This window comes from Agromyces sp. NPDC057679 (assembly GCF_042799635.1).
GTDB lineage: Bacteria > Actinomycetota > Actinomycetes > Actinomycetales > Microbacteriaceae > Agromyces.
In genome coordinates this window covers 774,032-791,565 of record NZ_JBHVIK010000001.1, presented here as the reverse complement: position 1 = coordinate 791,565, position 17,534 = coordinate 774,032, and the positions used below count along the sequence as shown (strand labels likewise).

Annotated in this window: 19 protein-coding genes; 11 read left to right on the top strand and 8 right to left on the bottom strand. The window is 72.0% G+C overall.

The window, feature by feature from the left end; genetic code table 11:
- Nucleotides 1-93: 93 nt before the first annotated feature.
- Both ACFVAJ_RS03520 and ACFVAJ_RS03515 read left to right on the top strand, forming a co-directional pair.
- Nucleotides 94-675 carry a TetR/AcrR family transcriptional regulator gene (locus ACFVAJ_RS03520; RefSeq protein WP_376941413.1) on the top strand — a complete coding sequence of 194 codons (582 nt, stop codon included), beginning with the start codon at nt 94-96 and terminating at the stop codon, nt 673-675.
- Between the two features lie 154 nt (nt 676-829).
- Nucleotides 830-2,260, top strand: a complete 1,431-nt coding sequence (locus tag ACFVAJ_RS03515; RefSeq protein WP_376941412.1) for an MFS transporter — start codon at nt 830-832, stop codon at nt 2,258-2,260.
- Nucleotides 2,261-2,267: 7 nt separating this feature from the next.
- Here ACFVAJ_RS03515 and ACFVAJ_RS03510 read toward each other — a convergent pair whose 3' ends face one another.
- On the bottom strand, nt 2,268-2,774 hold the full coding sequence (locus ACFVAJ_RS03510) for an ASCH domain-containing protein (RefSeq protein ID WP_376941411.1): 507 nt from the start codon (nt 2,772-2,774) through the stop codon (nt 2,268-2,270).
- Nucleotides 2,775-2,825: 51 nt separating this feature from the next.
- On the opposite strand from ACFVAJ_RS03510, the gene ACFVAJ_RS03505 reads away from it, so the two are divergent.
- Entirely contained in the window at nt 2,826-3,542 is a 717-nt protein-coding gene (locus ACFVAJ_RS03505) for an SGNH/GDSL hydrolase family protein (protein ID WP_376941410.1), read from the top strand.
- Between the two features lie 11 nt (nt 3,543-3,553).
- Here ACFVAJ_RS03505 and ACFVAJ_RS03500 read toward each other — a convergent pair whose 3' ends face one another.
- From ACFVAJ_RS03500 to ACFVAJ_RS03490, 3 genes are all read right to left on the bottom strand, one after another.
- Nucleotides 3,554-3,964: a hypothetical protein gene (locus ACFVAJ_RS03500; protein WP_376941409.1), complete on the bottom strand. Its 411-nt coding sequence runs from the start codon at nt 3,962-3,964 to the stop codon at nt 3,554-3,556.
- 61 nt (nt 3,965-4,025) lie between these two features.
- Nucleotides 4,026-4,811, bottom strand: coding sequence for an aminoglycoside adenylyltransferase domain-containing protein (locus tag ACFVAJ_RS03495; RefSeq protein ID WP_376941408.1), 786 nt, complete (start codon nt 4,809-4,811; stop codon nt 4,026-4,028).
- A gap of 73 nt (nt 4,812-4,884) precedes the next feature.
- Entirely contained in the window at nt 4,885-5,529 is a 645-nt protein-coding gene (locus ACFVAJ_RS03490; protein ID WP_376941407.1) for an HDIG domain-containing metalloprotein, read from the bottom strand.
- 129 nt (nt 5,530-5,658) lie between these two features.
- On the opposite strand from ACFVAJ_RS03490, the gene ACFVAJ_RS03485 reads away from it, so the two are divergent.
- Nucleotides 5,659-5,829, top strand: a complete 171-nt coding sequence (locus ACFVAJ_RS03485) for a hypothetical protein (RefSeq protein ID WP_376941406.1) — start codon at nt 5,659-5,661, stop codon at nt 5,827-5,829.
- On the opposite strand, the gene ACFVAJ_RS03480 is transcribed toward ACFVAJ_RS03485, so the two are convergent.
- Complete coding sequence (locus ACFVAJ_RS03480) at nt 5,795-6,748, bottom strand: EamA family transporter (protein WP_376941405.1); 954 nt, start codon at nt 6,746-6,748, stop codon at nt 5,795-5,797. The two genes, ACFVAJ_RS03485 and ACFVAJ_RS03480, sit on opposite strands and share 35 nt — an antisense overlap.
- A 72-nt stretch (nt 6,749-6,820) precedes the next feature.
- Here ACFVAJ_RS03480 and ACFVAJ_RS03475 point away from each other — a divergent pair, with 72 nt between their 5' ends.
- Both ACFVAJ_RS03475 and ACFVAJ_RS03470 read left to right on the top strand, forming a co-directional pair.
- Nucleotides 6,821-7,771 (top strand): LysR family transcriptional regulator, encoded by a 951-nt coding sequence (locus ACFVAJ_RS03475; RefSeq protein ID WP_376941404.1) that lies wholly within the window; start codon nt 6,821-6,823, stop codon nt 7,769-7,771.
- A gap of 35 nt (nt 7,772-7,806) precedes the next feature.
- Nucleotides 7,807-8,259: a hypothetical protein gene (locus ACFVAJ_RS03470; protein WP_376941403.1), complete on the top strand. Its 453-nt coding sequence runs from the start codon at nt 7,807-7,809 to the stop codon at nt 8,257-8,259.
- Between the two features lie 39 nt (nt 8,260-8,298).
- On the opposite strand, the gene ACFVAJ_RS03465 is transcribed toward ACFVAJ_RS03470, so the two are convergent.
- Entirely contained in the window at nt 8,299-8,889 is a 591-nt protein-coding gene (locus ACFVAJ_RS03465; protein ID WP_376941402.1) for a hypothetical protein, read from the bottom strand.
- 50 nt (nt 8,890-8,939) lie between these two features.
- Between ACFVAJ_RS03465 and ACFVAJ_RS03460 the strand changes: the two genes are divergently transcribed.
- The 5 genes from ACFVAJ_RS03460 to ACFVAJ_RS03440 all read left to right on the top strand — a co-directional run bounded on the left by ACFVAJ_RS03460 (nt 8,940) and on the right by ACFVAJ_RS03440 (nt 15,049).
- Nucleotides 8,940-9,467 (top strand): hypothetical protein, encoded by a 528-nt coding sequence (locus tag ACFVAJ_RS03460; RefSeq protein WP_376941401.1) that lies wholly within the window; start codon nt 8,940-8,942, stop codon nt 9,465-9,467.
- A 70-nt stretch (nt 9,468-9,537) separates the two neighbouring features.
- Nucleotides 9,538-12,294 (top strand): AAA family ATPase, encoded by a 2,757-nt coding sequence (locus ACFVAJ_RS03455; protein WP_376941400.1) that lies wholly within the window; start codon nt 9,538-9,540, stop codon nt 12,292-12,294.
- A 108-nt stretch (nt 12,295-12,402) separates the two neighbouring features.
- The gene (locus ACFVAJ_RS03450; RefSeq protein WP_376941399.1) at nt 12,403-13,227 is read left to right on the top strand and encodes an alpha/beta fold hydrolase; all 825 of its coding nucleotides are present in this window, start codon (nt 12,403-12,405) and stop codon (nt 13,225-13,227) included.
- 74 nt (nt 13,228-13,301) lie between these two features.
- Complete coding sequence (locus tag ACFVAJ_RS03445) at nt 13,302-14,165, top strand: alpha/beta hydrolase (RefSeq protein WP_376941398.1); 864 nt, start codon at nt 13,302-13,304, stop codon at nt 14,163-14,165.
- Between the two features lie 56 nt (nt 14,166-14,221).
- Entirely contained in the window at nt 14,222-15,049 is an 828-nt protein-coding gene (locus ACFVAJ_RS03440; protein ID WP_376941397.1) for an MBL fold metallo-hydrolase, read from the top strand.
- Nucleotides 15,050-15,116: 67 nt separating this feature from the next.
- On the opposite strand, the gene ACFVAJ_RS03435 is transcribed toward ACFVAJ_RS03440, so the two are convergent.
- The gene (locus ACFVAJ_RS03435) at nt 15,117-16,553 is read right to left on the bottom strand and encodes a DUF222 domain-containing protein (protein WP_376941396.1); all 1,437 of its coding nucleotides are present in this window, start codon (nt 16,551-16,553) and stop codon (nt 15,117-15,119) included.
- A gap of 295 nt (nt 16,554-16,848) precedes the next feature.
- Nucleotides 16,849-17,523 (bottom strand): hypothetical protein, encoded by a 675-nt coding sequence (locus ACFVAJ_RS03430; protein ID WP_376941395.1) that lies wholly within the window; start codon nt 17,521-17,523, stop codon nt 16,849-16,851.
- Nucleotides 17,524-17,534 lie beyond the last annotated feature (11 nt).

Below are 17,534 nucleotides of genomic sequence, written 5' to 3'. Positions count from 1 at the left end.
ACGGGGAGGCGGCGCTGCCCGGCCCCGAGACGCGCCCGCCCTATCATGGACAGCACCGTACGAGATCGTCGATCGCCGCGAAGAGGAGTCACCTTGGCCGCTCCCGCCACGCCAGCCAAACGCGCGGATGCCCGTCGCAACATCGAGGCGATCCTCGATGCCGCGACGCGGCTGCTCGCGGTGGATCCCGATGCGAGCGTGCAGGACATCGCCAAGGCCGCCGGGGTCGGCCGGGTGACCCTCTACGGGCACTTCGACTCGCGCACCGACCTCGTCGCCCAGGTCGCGACGCGCGCCATCGACGAGACCGAGCTCGCGTTGCGCGAGGTCGACATCGACGGCGACCCGCGGGAGGCGCTCGCGCGACTGCTCGAGGCGAGCTGGTACCTCACGCACCGCTTCGGCGGCATCGTGATCGCGGCCGGGCAGGCGCTTCCGGCCGAACAGATGCAGCTCGCGCACGAGGGCCCCGCCCAGCGGGTGCGCGCCCTGCTCGAGCGCGGACGGCAGGCGGGCGTGTTCCGCGCGGACATGCCGGTGGAGTGGCAGATCACCACCATCCAGGCCGTGCTGCACGCCGCATCGGGCGCGGTGCACCGCGAGGAGCTCGCCGTCGCCGATGCGCCGCGCCTGGTGGTCGAGACGGCGCTGGCGATCGTGGCCGCGCAAGGCTGAGGCGCGGCGTCCCGGGCCCCCGAGGAGGCCCCTCGGGTCTTCGACGTGGCTGCGAAAGTCGCGGCCATCTCCTACCGCACCGTTGTCGAACACACGTGTTCATGTTATCGTGCGAACTCGTACACACGAGTTCGACTTGAGATGAGGGCGACGCATGTCCGAGCAACGACCGCACCCCGAGACCGGTGACACCGCGCAGCCGTACCAGCGGCGATGGCGCATGCTCGCACTTCTCGGCCTCGCGCAACTCATGCTCATCGTCGACGTCACGGTGGTGGCGCTCGCCCTGCCGCAGATGGGCGCCGAGCTCGGGCTCGGTCGCGGCGAGCTCACTTGGGTGGTGAGCATCTACGCGCTCATGTTCGGCGGCCTGATGCTGCTCGGCGGCAAGGCGGCCGACGTCTTCGGCTCGCGCCGCATCGTGCTGGTGGGCCTTGCCGTCTTCACACTCGCCTCACTGCTCACCGGCTTCGCCGCCGACCCGACGACCCTGCTCATCGGTCGAGCGTTCCAGGGCATCGGTGCGGCCGCGATGTCGCCAGCGGCGCTCTCGACGATCGCCCGCACGTTCCAGGGCGCCGAGCTCGCCAAGGCACTCGGCGTCTGGTCGGCCCTCGGCGGGGCCGGTGCCGCGATCGGCGTGCTGCTCGGCGGGCTGCTGACGTCGGGTCCGGGCTGGTCGTGGGTCTTCTGGGTGAACGTGCCCGTGGGCGTGCTGCTGTTCATCGCGTTCGTGCGCATCCTGCCGAGCTTCCAAGGCTCGGGCGGCCGCCTCGACCTCTTCGGCGCCGTGATCGTGACGCTGGCGACGGCGAGCGTGATCTTCGCGCTGGTGAACGCGGGCGACGGCGGATGGCTCAGCCTCGCCGTGCTCTTGCCACTCCTCGGCGGAGCGGTGGGATACACGCTCTTCGTCTGGCGCCAGCGCACCGCTCGCACTCCGCTGCTCGACCTGGGCATGCTCGCGCGCCGCCCGGTCGCCTCGGGCCTCGGGCTCATCTTCGTCGCCACCGCGCTCATGATCGCCGTGTTCTTCCTCGGCTCGTTCACCTTCCAGCAGGTGCACGGGTTCTCCGCCCTCGACACCGGGCTCGTCTTCATCCCGGTCGCACTCGGCACCATCGGCGGCGCCCAGTTCGGTGCCCGCGCCCTCGGGCGCTTCGGCGCGCGCGCGACCGCCGTCGTCGGCCTGTTCATCGCGGCGCTCGGCATGGCCGCAGCTGCCGGCATCGCGAGCATGACGGTGCTCGTGATCGCGATGACCGTCGCCGCGCTCGGCATCGGCGCGACATTCGTTGCGTCGTCGACGAGCCTGTTCTCGGCGGTCGCGCCGCACGAGGCCGGCATCGGATCGGGTGTGCTCAGCACCTTCCACGAGTTCGGCGCCGCGACCGGCGTCTCGGCCGTCTCGAGCATCGCGGCCGCCGCCCTCGTCGGCGACGCGATCACCGCCTTCGACCGAGGGTACTGGTTCGGCGCCGTCGTCGCGGCGGTCGCCGCGTTGCTCGCCCTCGCCATCATGCCCGGGCGCGCCGCCCGGTCGCCGCGCCCGCAGCAGGGCGGTGAGCGCACCGCGGAGGCGTGACGGGTGCCTACGCCGAGCGGTCGTGGGCTGCTTCGGGCGGCCACACGACGCTGAAGCGCTCGAAGACGACCTCGTGCTGCTCGGTCCACTCGATGCCGATGGCGGCGGCCGCGCGTCGCCAGTAGCGCGCGTGGTTCTCGCGCCAGGAGGCGAGCGAGCGGTCGTCTTCGCCCTCGTCGTACGCGAAGGCGGCGTCGACGCTCGTGAACGGCCCGACGCGCAGTTCGGTGCTGCGCAGGATGACCCGGGGTGCGCCGGTCGAGTCGCACGCGATCCAGTGGCTGCCGACTCGAGGGAGCGCCTGCCCCTCGGCCTCGAACTCGGCGACGAGCGTCGCCGTCGCACGCTTCGTGCCGTCGAGCACGAGGCCCAGCAGTTCGTCGGTCAGCTCGGGGTGATCGCCGAACCGCTCGGCCGACGGCTCCTCGGCGTCGGTCGCGATCGTCGGATGCGCGGCGCGGTACTCGGCCCACATCGCGAGCGCGGCAGCGTGGTCGATCGGTGCATTCGGCATCCGCCCAGTCTGGCAGGGCTCCGCGGACGTCGTCGTTCGTAGACTCGCAGCATGGGTGCCGTCATCGTTCGCCCGTCGCGACGCCTCGCAGGGCGGGCCGTCGCGCTCGTTCTCGCGGTGCTGGGGGGCGCAGCGCTGGCGGCGTGCTCCTCGGCCGGCGGCGCGGGGGCCGATGGTGCCGCGAGCCCGGGCGCGGCATCCCCATCGGCCGGCCGAACCGACCCGACCGCGGGGTCGACGAGCTTCGCCGTCGTCGGCGACTCGATCACCGACGCGAACAGTCCCGATCTCGCCGGTGGCGACCTCGGCAGCGAATCGTGGGCGGCGTACGCCGTCGAGGCCGGCGCCGACTTCGTGGGCGGCTGGGCCGAGTGGGGTGCACCGACCTCGTACATGGCCGACTCGGTCACCGCGGTCGACGCCGACGTGCTCGTCGTGCTCGCCGGCACCAACGACCTCGCGTTCGGCGTGCCGTTCGACGAGTCGGCTGCGAACCTCGATCGCATCGTGGCGACGGTCGGCATCGACGACGTGGTCGTCTCGTCGATCCCGCCGTCCGACGCGTTCCCCGAGGCGGCCACGCAATTCAACGAGCAGCTCGAAGCGCTCGCCGACGATCGCGGCTGGCGGTTCGTGGATGCCTCGGCCGGCCTCCGCACCGCGGAGGGCAGGTTCGCCGACGGGATGTCGTACGACGGGCTGCACCCGTCGGAGCAGGGCGCGCGCGTGCTCGGCGAGGCGATCGCCGCGGAGCTGCTCGCGGGGTGAGCGTCAGCGGGTCAGGCGCTCCCGTCGCGCGGCCGCTTGCCGTCGACGAGCAGGCGGATGCCGAGACGCGCCGCCATGAGCACGACGATCAGCAGCGTGACGGAGAAGAACCCGCCGAGCTGCACTGCATCGCCGAACAGCAGGTCGGTGAGCCACAGGATGAGGAACTTGCTGCCCGCGCCGAGCACGAGCAGCAGCGCGGCGTTGAGGGTCTTGCGGGCTGGCGTTCGCGACGCGCGCACCCGCTCGAGGATGCGCTGCTTGAAGACCGCGATGACCTCGAGCGCGAGCTTGAACAGCACCGCCGTCAGCAGGGAGACGAGGAACGACTCGGTGATGACGGTCGGGAAGAACTGGGTGAACAGCCCGAGCACGACGAGGTAGACGAAGACGTCGACGATGTCGACGGCACGTAGGCGCACGGGTCGCTCCTCGGTGGGCGGGGGCCGATGCGCCGGGCTCGGTGGCAACGGTGTTCGCAGGTTACACCCGGGGCGCCGCCAGTTCGTGCGCCTGCGCCGCGAGCGCGTGGGAGAGCGCGGTGACCTCGTCGGCGAGGCCCGTCCAGTCATCCTCGGCCTCGCCGAGGTAGCCCGCCCGCGCGCGCTCGAGGAGCGCCCGGTCGCTCGGCGCCAGCGTGGCCGCGACGGCTGCGGCCGCGACATCCTTGGGCACGATCTCGCCGGTGCGCAGCGTCGTGACGATGCGGGCGAAGGCGAGCAGCGTGTGGCGCTCGTCGCCCACGATCTCACCGAGGATGTCGGGGATGCTCGCGAGCATCGCCTCGCGCAGTTCTGCGGGCGGCACCGGGGCGACGACCTCGTCGAGCGGCCGGCCGCGCAGCACCCGGTGCGCCGTCTGCGCGGTCGCGAGCAGGATCGGCACGTCGGGGTCGATCGTCGGCTCGAGCGTCTGCCCGCCTTCGAGGTCGGCGCGCAGCCACTCGCCGTACTGAAAGTCGTGCTCGGCCGGTTCGGGCCACCGTCGGCGCTCGTCGACGACCACGCACGTGAGTTCGAGCGGGCGGCCCGTGCTGCCGTCCGACAGGGTGAGCGGGTGCGCCGACCCGCTCGACGCGTCGAGCAGCACTCGCGTCAGCGCCGCGCGCTCGTCGGCGGTGAGCGAGCGACGCGTCAGCACGAGGACGTCGAGGTCGCTGTCGGGCCGGAGCCCGCCCGACATCGCCGACCCGTACAGGTAGACGCCGACGATCTCGCCGGGATCGGCCCGATCGAGGTGGGCGAGGACGGGTGCGAGCTGCTCCTCCATGCCGCCACGGTAGCAAGGGGTTGGGGTTCGTCCGCTCGTGTCGCCCGCCCGCGGGCAGGCATCCGGGCCGCGGTCAGCGGTCGAGGGTCTGTGCGACGCGCACCCATGGCACCGAGGCATCCGGTCGCGCCGCCGAGCTGCGGGCCGCGCCGTCGCAGCGCACGACGATCGCCCAGTCGTCGAGCGAGGTGCCTGCTGCTTCAAGACGTGCTCGAAGCCGGCGCACCGCCCGCGCCGAGGGCTCGCCCTGCACCGAGGCGGGGGCCATGTGGGTCTCGGTGATGGCGGCGGCCGCGATCACGAGCGACTGGGGGAGTCGCAGCCGTCGCCCCATCGACCGGATCACCTGGGCGCCGCGCTCGGCGTGGCCGTGCGAGATGATGCGCCCGTCTCTGCGGCGGGTGGTGTCGGGCTTGCCGATGTCGTGGAAGAGCGCGGCGAGCACGAGCAGCGCGCGGCGGTCGTCGTCGACGCCGTGCACGACGGCGTACGCGGCGGCGAGGTCGGCTGCCCCCAGTGAGTGCACGAGCACGTCGCCCTCGGGATGCCACTCCGGATCTTGCGGGGTGGATGCGAGCGCGGCGAGCTCGGGGATGGCCTCGACGAGGCCCCGCTCGCGAATCGCGTGCGACGGCGTGGCCTCGGCACGGGCGATGGCGAGCAGGTCGGCGCCGGTCGCGGCATCCGATGGGATGTCTCGGGTCGTCGCGTCGGGCACGGGCCCTCCTCTTCACGGCTCTCGAGTGTCGACCTCGCCATTCTGCACGGCTCGCAGGGGAGACGCGGAAGACATGATCCGTCTCACGGGGGAGGCGGGCCGATGCCCGACGCCCGCATACTCCGATGTATGAGCGAAACCATCTTCACGCCGGGTGCCGACGTGTTCACCCCGCGCGGGCGCGGCGAAGTCGTCGATGTTCGGGCGACGCCCTCGGGGAAGTTCGTCTTCGGGGTCGAGGATGCGAATGGCGAAGTGAGCTACTTCACCGAGAAGGCGATCCGGCTCGCGGGGCGCTAGGAAGGGATGCCGAGACGGGCGCCGGCACTGCCGCCGACCGGCTCGCACGCCGCCGCACCGGCGCATTCGCGATGAACACCCCGGCGACGAGCACCAGCCCGCCGACGGTCTCCCACAGGTTCGGGACCTGCCCGAGCAGCAGTGCCGCCGAGGCCATCGCCACCACCGGCGCGAGCAACACCCACGGCACCACCGACGCCGACCGGTTGCGCGCGAGCAGGGCGTTGAAGATCGCGTAGCCGACGAGGGTGCAGAGCCCCGCCGTGTAGAGCGTCGAGACGATCGGGCGCCATCCGAACGCGGCGATGCCCGCGGCGATCGCATCCGGCCCCTCGATGAGGGCTGACAGCCCAAGTGCCGGCAGCGGCACGACGAGCGACGACCACACCGTCAGCGACAGGGCGCCGAAGCGCTTCGCGGGCGCGACCGGTCCGGCTTTGCGCGAGATGACGTTGCCGATCGCCCAGGAGAGCGCGGCCAGCAGGCACAGCACCACCGCGAGCGCCGGTGCGTCGCCGCCGCGACCGAGGGCGACGACGCCGAGCCCGACGGTGCCGACCAGCACGCCGATCGTCTGCATGCGGCTCGGACGCTCGCGGAGCGCGAGCGCCGCCACCACGATCGTCAGCACGACCTGCGCCTGCAGCAGCAGGGCGGCGATGCCGGGCTGCAGTCCGAGCGCGATCGACGTGTAGAGCAGCGCGAACTGGCCGAGGCTCATGAAGAGTCCGACGCCGACGACGGTCTTCCAGCTCGCGAGCGGGCGGGGCACGACGACCGCCGCGAGGGCGACGACGGCGAAGCGCACGGCGACGAAGAACAGCGGCGGGATGCCGGCCATGCCCCAATCGATGACGACGAAGTTGAAGCCCCACAGCGTCGCAACCATGGCGGCCAGCAGCATGTCGCGTCTCGTCATGGTTCCACTTCACCCCGTGACATCCGGAAACACCAGCGATCATTTCTCTGCTTGATTCGGTAGCATCCGTACATGATCGATCTCGAAGCCGTGGTCGCCCTGCGCGCCGTGGCCACGAACGGAAGCGTCGCCGGCGCGGCCGACGCGCTCGGCTTCACGCCGTCGGCCGTGTCGCAGCAGATCAAGCGCCTCGAACGCGGCACCCGCGTCGCCCTGCTCGAACGCGCCGGACGCGGCGTCGTGCTCACCGATGCCGGGCGTCAGCTCGTCACCTCGTCGGCCACCGTGCTCGCCGACCTCGAACGACTCGAGGCCGACCTGCACCTGGCCGGCGGGGTCGGCGCCACCGACGGTGCGCCCCGTCGGGTCACGGGCGAGGTGCGCATCGGCGCGTTCTCCACGGCGGTGCGCGGCATCCTCGTCGAGGTGCTGCCGCGCCTCCGTGCGGAGCATCCCGAACTGCGGGTGCCGATGCGCGAGAGCGAGCCGTGGGAGACCATCGCGCTCGTCGCGTCGGGTCAGCGCGATCTCGGCATCGTGCACCGCTGGGGCGGGGTCGCGCTCGCGATGCCCGATCACCTCGTCGAGACGCCCCTGTTCATGGATGTCGCCGACGTGATCGTGCGGCGCGACCATCCGCTGGCCGACCGCACCGAGCTGGAGCCGGTCGACCTCGCCGACGAGGAGTGGATCGCGACGTTCGACTCGACGATCTGCCGGCAGTGGCTGCGGCGCCTGTTCGACGGTGTCTCGAACGCGCCGCGCGTCGTGCACGAGTCGATGGAGTTCGAGAACCACCTCGAGCTCGTGCGCGCGGGCCTCGGGGTCGCGCTGGTGCCGCGGATGGGCCGGCCGGCGCTGCACCCGGATCTCGTGGCGATTCCGACCGTGCGACCCGCGTCGACCCGCGGGGTGTCGGCGGTGCACCGGCGGAGCCAGGCGGATTCGCCGGCGCTGCAAGTGGTGCTGGACACGGTGCGGGCGGTGGTGAGCCAAGGTGCTCACGTCGCGGAGGAGAGTTGATGTCGGATGGGGCGCGGCGCCGAGTCGGCCTGGCCATGGTTGCGCTCATCGGCGCCCTGCTGGCCGGGTGCAGTGCCCCGCCGACCGAACAGGAGCAGACCATGACTCCGGAGGAGTCGAAGCAGGCGCTCGTCGAACTCATGTCTTCGACGTATGACCTCATGGCTCTGTCGGAGGAAGGCTGGGACCCCGAGTACCCGCTGGCTGCCGACCCGTGCACGCTCTCGAACGGGACCAATGGCATCAATTACATCGACGTGCGCACGTGGACCGGCGACGTGGAAGCGACCGAACTCATCGATGCGGTGCGGGACTCCTGGACGTCGGAGGGCTTGAGCACCGAACTCGACGTCCGACGCCGCGAGTCAGGCGGATCCGACTACTGGCTTGTCGGCCGAGGCGAGTCCGTCGAGAACATCCGCATCGTGATCATCCCCGGTCAGGTCACGTTCGACGGTGAGAGCACCTGCGTCGTCGGCGAACTCTAGCGCAGAGCCGGATCCGGCTTGGTCAGTAGCTGCAGAGTCTCAGGCCGGGTCGATCTGCAGCACCGGCGCCGATTCGCCGACGGTGAGGTCGTCGACGATGCGGATGCCGCGTGCGAGCTCGTCGACCGCACCGATGACGGTGCCGAAGCGCTCGCGATCGCTGCACACCGCCGTGACGGTCACGAGGTGCGTGCCGAGATCCCACGTGTACGTCGCGAACGGCGGGCGACCGCCCTGCGGCAGCGGCATGGCGAGTTTCTCACCCACGCCGAGATAGGTGCCGCGGAACTCCTCGGTGTCGTCGTACTCGATCGGCATCGAGGCTCGCGCGATGCGGATCTCGGGCGTCGCCGCCTGCACCTGGGCCATCACCACGAGCAGGTCGGGCTCCGCCTTCCAGACCCAGACGAGCACACGCCCCGCTGCTTTGCGCATCAGGAACGGGACGGCCTGGCTCATCGCCCAGGCGCCGAAGCCGCCGCCCCGCTTCGCGGGCTCGGCGCCCGGCCCCTTGGCCTGCGACAGCAGCATGCCGATCGCCTGCTTGCGGGCGCGGCGACCCCGGAATCCGAGGGAGTCGGTGACGGGCACCCACTTGGAGCGATCGGGTTCTGCGTGGAGACGGGGCACGCTCCCAGCCTACGAGGCGAGGCTGTGCGTCCCGCCCGTAGGGTGAGCAGGTGAACACGCGTCACCGCCTCCACGCACGCAAGCGGTACCTCAGCCTCGGACTCGGCGAACTCACCGCGGCAGCGGTCTTTGCACTGGTCGCCGTGGTGGGCATCACGCCGAGACTGGCGTCGTCGACGGCCGTCCTCGCCCTCTGGTGCGCGCTGGCCCCGCTTCTGCTGGTGCTGGTCCAGGCGGGTGCGTACTGGCTGCTCGCTCGCGGATGGGTCGGGGCCGGCCCGATGCCGTCGCACCTCGCGCGGCTCTATCGCGGGTTTCGGATTGCCGACCCGCTGCTCCTGCTGGCGGGACTGGTCGGGGTGCTGGTGTGGTGGCCCGACGAGCTCTGGGCCGCGCTCCTCGTGATGGTCGTCTGGACGTTCGGCGTCATCGAGTACCTCAATTACTTCGTCGTTCGACTCTCGTACCCGGCCTCCGAATGGTTCGCGAAGGTGCGAGAGCGGCGTCGACCGCGACTGATGAAGGACGTCGGGCTGGCCGGTCGCTCCACCGAGCGCCGGGCGGTCGCGCACCGGTAGGCGCTTGGATCAGCCGTCGGGCGCGACGGCGCCGACAGGCTCTAGCGCGCCGTGAGAGCGCTCCACTACGGTGTTCAGCATCGACACGTCGCCGCCCGCGCTCCTCGGCCGTGCCGGCGAGCGTGAGCGTCTCGCCGAGCTCGTCGGATCGGCGCGCAACGGGCGCGGCTCGGCGCTCCTGATCCGCGGCGAACCGGGCATCGGCAAGACGGCGCTGCTCGACGAGGCCACGCGCGAGCTCGCCGGAGCCCGCGTGGTGCGCGCCCACGGATTCGAGGCCGAGCAGGCGATGCCGTACGCAGCGCTGCAGCGGCTCGGCGCCCCGTTCACCGAGCTCGTCGAGACCCTGCCGCCGCGCCAGGCGACTGCCCTGCGCATCGCCGCCGGGCTCGACGAGGGCCCGCCGCCCGATCGCTACCTCGTCGGGCTCGGCATGCTCTCGCTGCTCGCGGCGGCGGCCGAACGGAATCCGCTCGTGTGCGTGATCGACGACGCGCACCTCGTCGACGTCGAGTCGCTCGAGGTGCTCGCGTTCATGGGCCGCCGCCTCGAGGCCGAGTCGGTCGCGCTGCTGCTCGCGACGCGGCCCGACGAACGGGTCGCGGTCACGGCGGCGGGCGTCGCCGTGCTCGAGCTCGGCGGACTCGACGCGCCGAACTCGGTGCAGCTGCTGAATCGCTCGTCGTCGGCGCCGGTCGACCCGTATCTCGCGACGAGGTTCGCCGAGGAGACCGGGGGCAACCCGCTCGCCCTCATCGACCTCGGGCGCGAGTTCACCGCGCAGCAGCTCACCGACTCGTCGCTCGCGCTCGGGCCGGTGCCGATCGGCCTGCGGCTCGAGTCCACCTACCTGCGCGCGGTCGAGGCGCTGCCCGCCGCGACCCGCCGCTGGCTCGGCATCGCGGCGGCCGAGTCGACGGGGCGCGCCGAGCTCATCGATGCGGCGGCCGAACGGCTCAGGTCGCCGGCGGATGCCGCGGGGCCGGCCGAGCTCGCCGGGCTCGCCACGGTGCGCGAGCGGGTGCGGTTCCGGCATCCGCTCGTGCGCGCGGCCGTCTACAACGCGATGCCGTTCGCCGAACGCCGCGAGGTGCACGCGGTGCTGCGCGAGGTGGCCGATGAGCACGGGCGGCCCGACCTCGCCGTCTGGCACGCGGCCGCCGCCGCGGCGGGGGTCGACGACGAGGTCGCCGACCGCATGGAACAGGCCGCGGATGCCGCGGGCGGACGCGGCGGCACGGCCTCGCGTGCGCGACTGCTCGCGGGCGCCGCCGATCTCACGACACCCGGTCCCGTGCGCGACGCCCGGCTCATGGCCGCCGCCGAGGCCGCGGCGGCAGCCGGCGCCGCGCAGCTCGCGCTCGAACTGCTCGATCGCATCGACCCGGCGACGGCCGACCCGGTCACCGAGGGCCGCCTGCTCATGCTGCGCGCGATGCTCGCGCTGTTCGTGGCCGACGCCGACGGGGTGCTCGGCGGCACGGCGAACCTGCTGCGTGCCGCCGAGCTCTTCCACGGCCTCGCGCCCGAGCTCGAGCAGCGTGCGCTCGTGCGGGCGTTCGAGGTCGAGCTCACCGCCGAGTGGGCGGTCGCGGGCGCGACGCTGCCCGAGCTCGGCGAGCGGCTCGCGGCCGGCGCCGAGGTCGCCGACGGGCCGCGGTCGATCGCGCTGCGCGGCCTCGCGGCGCACATCCTGCTGCCGTACGACGAGGCGGTGCCGCCCATGCGCGCCGCGGTCGAGATGCTCCGCGCCTCCGACGACGCGCAACTGCTCGACCTCGGGTACTTCGGCGTCGCGTTGACGATGGGCCTCTGGGACGAAGCGGCCTGCATCGAACTGCTCGAGCGCACCGCGGCCGCGGCCCGAGAAGCGGGCAACCTGCGCGTACTCGACACGACCCTCTGGCTGCTCGGCGAGGTCGAGCTCGTGCGGGGCGACCCCGCGGCATCCGGTCGCTACGTCGAGGAGGTGCGCGAACTGCGCCGCGCCATCGGCTACGACGCCGAGCAGGTCGTGAACGCCGCCGTGCTCGCCTGGGCCGGGGCGCCCGTCGAGGTCATCGAGCAGGTCGCGCTCGGCACGCTCGCGAGCGGCTTCGTCGGGGCGCACACGATCGCGATGACCGGACTCAGCACGCGCGACCTCGCCGACGGACGCGCCGAGTCGGCGTACGCCCGGCTCGAGCCCATGGTCGCGCGGGACTTCCTGCAGGTGACGTACCAGCAGCTGCCCGAGCTCGTCGAGGCGGGCGCGCGCAGCGGCCGGGGCGACGAGCCCGCCGTGCGCGATGCCGCGGCTCGGCTCGCCCGGTTCGCCGAGGTGAGCGGCACGCCGTGGATCCGGGGCGTCTCGGCGCGCGCTGCGGCGCTGCTCGCGGGTGACGACGAGGCCGAGGCCCGCTACCGCGAGGCGATCGGGCACCTCGCCGCGACCGGGTCACGCGGCGAGCTCGGGCGCGCGCACCTCGTGTACGGCGAGTGGCTGCGACGCGTGAAGCGCCGCCGCGACGCACGCGAGCAGCTGCGGCTCGCGCTCGCGATCTTCGAGCGGGTCGAGGCCCCCGCGTTCGCCGCGCGGGCCCGCCGCGAGCTCGAGGCGACCGGCGAGCACGTCGTGGCTCATGCACCGGGCGAGTCGACCGCCGACGCGCTCACCCCGCAGGAGGCGACGGTCGCCCGCCTCGCCTCGGCGGGCCGCACGAACGCCGAGATCGGCGCCGAGCTGTTCATCAGCGCCAACACGGTCGACTACCACCTGCGCAAGGTGTTCCGGAAGCTCGGCATCACGTCGCGGCGCCAGCTCGCCGAGCGCTATGCCGAAGACTGAGCGCTCCCGACTACGCGCACCACGTGGTTCGGTGGCCGGTCCGCACGCGCCAGCATCGAGGCATCCGCGATTCGCACCCGCGCGAGTCGCCCGCTGGATGGAGGCGCCATGCCCTACGTCACCGCCGATGACGGCGCGCAGATCTTCTACAAGGACTGGGGGTCGGGCGGCACGCCCGTGCTGCTGAGCCACGGCTGGCCGCTCAACGCCGACGCGTGGGAGGCCGCGGCCCGGTTCCTCGCCGAGCACGGGCACCGGGCGATCGCGCACGACCGTCGCGGCCACGGTCGCTCGAGCCAGACGTGGAACGGCAACGAGATGGATACCTACGCCGACGACCTCGCCTGCCTCATCGACGCCCTCGACCTCACCGACCTCACGCTCGTCGGCCACTCGACCGGCGGCGGCGAGATCGCGCACTACGTCGGCCGGCACGGGTCGTCGCGCGTCGCCAAGCTCGTGCTCGTCTCGGCGGTGCCGCCGCTCATGCTCGCGACCGACGACAACCCCGGCGGGCTGCCGATCGCGGTGTTCGACGGCATCCGCGCGGGCGAGGCATCCGATCGCTCGCAGCTGTACCGCGACCTCGCCGACGGACCGTTCTTCGGCAACAACCGCTCGGGCGACGTCTCGCAGGGCGTGCGCGACGCGTTCTGGCTGCAGAGCATGGCCTGCGGGCACCGGGCCGCGTACGAGTGCATCGCCGCGTTCTCGGCCACCGACTTCCGGCCCGACCTGGCGAAGATCGACGTGCCCACGCTCGTGATCCATGGCGACGACGACCAGATCGTGCCGTTCGAGGTCGGCGGCGCGCGCTCGGCCGAGCTCATCGACGGCGCGACCCTGCTCGTCTACGAGGGCGGCGCTCACGGCCTGCCCGATACCGACCGCGATCGGCTGCACACCGACCTGCTCGCGTTCATCGATTCATGAGCGGATGCCGCGGCGACTCGTCGCGGCATCCCTCGCCTTCGCTCGACCACTCGACCACTCGAAAGGACCGCATCATGACCGAGACCACCGCCCCCGACACCATCGTGCTCGTGCACGGGCTCTGGATGACGCCCCGCAGTTGGAGGGGGTGGAAGGAGCGCTTCGAGGCGAAAGGCTTCACGGTGCTCACGCCCGGGTACCCCGGCTTCGAGATCGAAGTCGAGGCCCTGCGCGAGAACCCCGACGTGATCGCGAACCTCACGGTTCCCGAGACCGTCGACCACCTCGCCGCGCAGATCGAGGCGCTGCCGAAGCCGCCGATCATCATGGGGCACTCGTTCGGCGGCACGCTCACGCAGTTGCTGCTCGCTCGCGGCCTCGGCGCCTCGGCGGTCGTCGTCGACTCGGCGCCGACCGAGGGCGTGCGCGTGAACCCGCTTTCGCAGGTGAAGTCGCTGTTCCCGGCGCTCAAGAACCCGGCGAACCGGTACAAGGCCGTCGGCTTCACGCCCGAGGAGTTTCACTACGCGTTCGCGAACACGCTCTCCCGGGAGGACTCCGACGCGGTGTGGCACGAGTTCGCCATTCCCGCTCCGGCGAACTGGGTCTGGTCCTACGGGCTCATCGCGAACTTCAAGCCCGGCAAGCAGGAGACCTGGGTCGACTACGCCGCCGACCGCGCCCCGCTGCTGTTCATCGGCGGGGAGAAGGACCACATCATGCCGCCGTCGGTGAACAAGTCGAACGCGAAGCACTACGCGAAGTCGCCCGCGATCACCGAGTACGTGGAGTTCCCCGGCCGTTCGCACTGGATCTGCGCCGAGCCCGGCTGGGAGGAAGTCGCCGACACGGCGCTCGAGTGGGCGCTCGCGCACGCGAGGTCGACCGGATCGACCGTGGCGGCGGGCGCGGAGCCGGCGGTAGAGTCCGCGGAATGAGGGATGCCGCGGCATGAGTAACCCGATGGAATCGGTGGCATGAAGGATTCGGCGCCATGAAGCTGACGCGCATCGGCGGCCCGACCGTGCTGGTCGAGCTCGACGGCTGGCGCCTGCTCGTCGACCCCACGTTCGACCCCGCGGGCGGGCGCTACTCGTTCGGTTGGGGCACCGGCTCGACGAAGACGGCCGGCCCGGCCATCGGCGTCGACGAGCTCGGGCCGATCGACGTCGCCCTTGTGAGCCACGACCACCACGCCGACAACCTCGACGACGCCGGTCGCGCCATGCTGCCCTCGGTCGGCGCCGTCGTGACCACGGCGAGCGGCGCCGGCCGACTCGCGCAGAGCGGGTCGGCGCGCGCCGTGCCTGCGCCCGCCGTGCCGGCCGACCGGCTGCACGGGCTCGAGTCGGGGGAGTCGGTCACGCTGCCCGGCCCACGCCCGGGGCTGCCGACGCTCGAGATCACGGCGACGCCGTGCCGGCACGGGCCGCCGCTCACGCACCCCATCGTCGGCGACGTCATCGGGTTCGCCGTGCGCAGACAGGGTGAGGAACGTGTCGCGATCTGGATCACGGGCGACACGGTGCTCTTCGGCCCGCTGCGCCGCGTCGCCGAGGAACTCTCGATCGACGTCATGCTCGCGAACGTCGGCGGTGTGCGCTTCGGCGTCACCGGGCCGCTGCGCTACACGATGAGGGGTCGCGACGTCGTCGAGCTCGTCGGCATCGCGGCTCCCCGCGTCGCGACGTTCGCGCACTACGACGGCTGGTCGCACTTCGTCGACGGCGAGCAGGGGCTGCGCGACGCGCTCGACGCGTCGGCGGCGTCGGTTCACGACCGCGCCGTCTGGCTGGTGGACGGGGTCGCCGTCGAGGTCTGAGCGGGCGCGGACGGGTCGGGCGCTGCCCCGCAGCGCGAAGGGCGCCACGAACGGCACCCGCGCGCGGTCAGGCCGCCCGGTCCTCCCGGAGCTCGAATCGCGCCCGCCCGCCGAGCCTGGGCACCCGATCGGGGTCGATGTGCGGTGGCGGGATGAACCACACCTCGCTCGGGCTCGCGTCGATCCTCCACCCGTCGCGGTGGATGCGGTGATGGCAGAAGCTGCAGAGCATCACCCCGTTCGAGAGGTCAGTCGGGCCGGTATCTCGCTCCCACCAGTCGATGTGGTGCGCCTCGACGTAGCCGATGTTCTGGCCGCAGGATGCGCAGCCGCCGTCGCGCTCGCCGAGGGCGAGTCGCTGCGCCTTGGTGAAGAGCCGGGCCGCCCTTCCGAGGTCGAGCGGGAGGCTCTCGCCGCCGAGCACGGCGGGGATGAGTTCGGCGTCGGCGGCCATTCTGCGCACGGTCGCCGCCGAGACGGGCTGGTCGAGCCCGTCGATGCTGGCGTGCCCGAGGCCGCTCACGAGCGTGTCAAGGTCGACGCGCACGACGACCGTGGTCTTCGCGAGGGGCGTGAGCGTCTGCGTGCACCCGAGCGTGTGTCGTGCGAGCGCGGCGAGCGCATCGGCCTGGATCTGCGGGATCGAGCGGTCGTCGTCGACGACGGGCGCGTGGTCGCCCTCGCCCGGCCGGCGTCGGCGCAGCGCATCACTGACGAGCGCCTCGATCGCCGCCTTGACCGGCGCCGCGCTCTCGGGGTCGAGCCGGGCCTGCAGGTGCACCATGCCGTGCCGGTCTTCTCGCATCGTCAGCGAGCGCTCCGAACGGAGCTCGTCGTCGCGGGGTTCGACGCCGTCGGGATCGAGCCGCGCCTCTGCCTCGCGGACTCCGCGCAGCAGGGTCTCGAGCGGCACCTGCGCGGCCAGCTCGACGAGCGCCGCTTCGACGACGTCGATGCGGGAGGCGTCGGCCCTCGCCCACGGCCGGTCGAGCATCGAGGTGATCGCGGATGCCGCGTCGAGACCGATCGCCGCCGTCGCGAGCGCAGCCGCCACATGCGGATGCCTCGAGGGCGCGCGCTCGCCGTTGAAGGTCTGCCGCTCGGCGGTGGCGGTGCCGACGGCGATCAGCCGCTGCGCGTCGGTGCGCGACGCCCCGGTGGATGCGGCGATGAGCCGGGTCGGATTGTGGAACCCCTGCGCCTTCGCGAGCCCGGTCTCACCGAACTCGGGCCCGGAGCGTCGCGCGACCTCTGCGGCCACCCGGGCGAGCACGGCGTCGATGTCGCGCCGCGTCTTCGCGAGGGCGTCGGTGACCCGGATGAGACCCGGGTCGCTCATCTGTTCGAGGTCGAACTGCGCCGAGCCGAAGCTCGCGCCCCACGCCGGCATCGCGCCGGCCCACGCCTCACGGAGACCCGCCACCTCGCGCTCGAGGGCGGCCAGCGCGTGCAGCGCGGCCTGCGCCGCCGGTGCGGCCTGCCCGAGTGGCGAGGTTTCTTCCATGCCTCCATCCTGCACGCACCCACTGACATTCAGTCGCGCCGAAAATCAGCGATGATCTGCTATTTTGCCTGTGGATGAATCGCGCAGAGCGAGACCTGTGGAGGACAAGTCGCGCGCCGTGGCATCCATTGTTCGGCGTTGAACCCCGATTGCCGTGCGAGCGTCGCTCGGACTCCGAGCCTGGTCGGGGGCAGCACGACCGGCATCAGCTCGCTTCAGAATCGAGTCGGCGATGATCGCGTTCTTCGCCGCTCATCGGGTGCTCCCATCCGTGGTGTCAGGTGACGTTATTGGTCTAGTAACCGAAGGAAGAGAGGGTGTACTCGAAGGTTCCGTACTCCTTCGTCGGCACCTCGACGGTGAAGACCCCGTCGGGGTGGTCCAGGCCGTCGTAGAAGTCCCCGTAGACGAGCAGCGCCTCGGCCGCGAGTCGCTCGGCAGCGCGTCGTTCCTCCTCACTGGCGAAACGGTATCGGGAGGTGCCGGCCTGCTCTGCGGCGATCGGGCTCGTGCCGAAGCCGATGACGTGACCGACGAAGCGCTTGCCGGCTTCGGCGGCGATGGGCTCGAGGTCGTATTCGAATGGGATCACCCGCTCGCCCCACACGAGCTTCATCAGCCGGATCGCTTCGTACGCGCGCATGCCGAGGGGCACGAGCGCGGCATCTCGTTCTCGATCGACGACGCGGCGTTTCCGAGGCCGCTCAGGATCCGGTTCGATCACGAACACAGGGCGCTTCTCCATTCGATCGTCGACAATGACGGCAGCGAGCATCGCCACCGTCACTGCAAGCGAAGGATCCGGGTCAGTCGACGCGGAGACGTCGACTTCACGTGAGCCTATCGACGCCGTTCTCGCGGCGTACTCCCCAGTTCGCGGGAGTACGAATTCGGGCGACGAACTCGCATGACCTGCGAGGGCGTCGCGGCCGAACGCTGACGGATGTCTCTCACGCGGTCGCCCCTGCAACAATGCACCCC